The 1294-nt window shown below is 53.9% G+C and carries 1 protein-coding gene; it reads right to left on the bottom strand.

Features of this window, described 5'->3' with window-relative positions; all coding sequences use genetic code 11:
* The coding region (locus A9587_RS24165; protein ID WP_096948099.1) for an IS4-like element IS4 family transposase at positions 1-1239 on the bottom strand (1239 nt) is incomplete at its 3' end.
* Positions 1240-1294: the final 55 nt, after the last annotated feature.

Raw genomic sequence — 1294 nt, 5'->3', positions numbered from 1 at the left:
CGGTAATTTCACAAGTTGTCCCATACTTGCAAGATCGCGCATCAGCTCCGGTATACGTCCCGGTGAAGCGCCCTGCAATGTCATCAGCATTCTCATCACCATTCCGCATGATTCTGAGAAACTCAGTTGATTCGGCCAGTAACCTTTCAGATGTTCTGCCATTTTAATCATCTGATATCTCACCAGATTATAAGCCAGTAAGACACCCCACAGCTCTTGCTCCACAAGCTCCGGCTTTTTACTTCTCAGCGTCAGCCTGCTCAGTTGCATCGTCTGTTTTATCTCCCTGTATCCCAGTTCGATTTCCCAGCGATGACTGTACAGATCCGCCATTTCTCCTCCGGGGAAGCGCATGGCGTCCGTCATCGACGTCAGCAGATGGCAGACTTTTCCTTTGCGCGTCACGGTCAGCAGGCGGGCTGTCACCTCATTTCCCAGTCCCGGCCACTTTTTTCGTGCCTGCGGGCTGGTTTTCAGCTTCACCAGATGATCGCCTTTACCCAGTTTTCTGATCTCTTCATATTGCGCTCCCTTTCTGAGAGGGATCATCCAGTGGCGGTGTTCTCCCGCCAGGCTCCAGGCATTTAACAGTCCCAGTGAGTAATAACCTTTATCCATTAACGTCAGGGTGTTATCGCCGGTTTGTTCTATAAGTTGCTCAGCAAGCTCATTTTCGCTGTTCTTCATCGTGCCGAAGGCTGCAGCCGTCAGCAGATGGCTGGTCAGTTCCATCTGGCAGACCATTTTGACCTGCGGGTAGAGCGCCGGGTTCCCGGCATGTGTCTGGCGGGGGAAGGCTGCATCGTTCTCTGGTGTATCCGGTGTGCGCCAGAACACACCATCGATGGCCAGCAGAGTCAGGCCGCACCAGTGCGGATGCGGCGTGGCGTTATGCCAGAGCTGCGCTGTTTTCGTGAACACGCGGCGGACAGCCTCACTTCCCAGGCGCTGGCGGGCCTGAATAACGGCACTGGGGGCAACGAAGGGGCGATTGCCCGGTAGCATGATGTCCAGGCGATTCACAATCTGGTGAAGAGGTTCTTTACGCTCAAGCGCCATGCCAACAATACACCAGACCATCATTTCGAGGGGAAGACGGCGCTTGCGTAGCGTTACAGTACCTGATTCGGCAAGGCAACGAGAGATGAGTTCGGGGTCGAGGTAATCCCCCAGAGAAGTCAGTGGGTTACGCAGAGAATCGTAACGGGATACCAGATCAAGGGCCTGTCCAATGTGCATAAAAAAATCCGGAAACGAGTGAGCGTTTCCGGATTCTTACACAGCCACTGGATCG

This window comes from Escherichia sp. MOD1-EC6162 (genome assembly GCF_002965125.1).
Taxonomy (GTDB): Bacteria; Pseudomonadota; Gammaproteobacteria; order Enterobacterales; family Enterobacteriaceae; genus Escherichia; species Escherichia marmotae.
The sequence above is the reverse complement of the archived record's forward strand: the minus strand, read 5'-3'. Positions and strand labels throughout refer to the sequence as shown.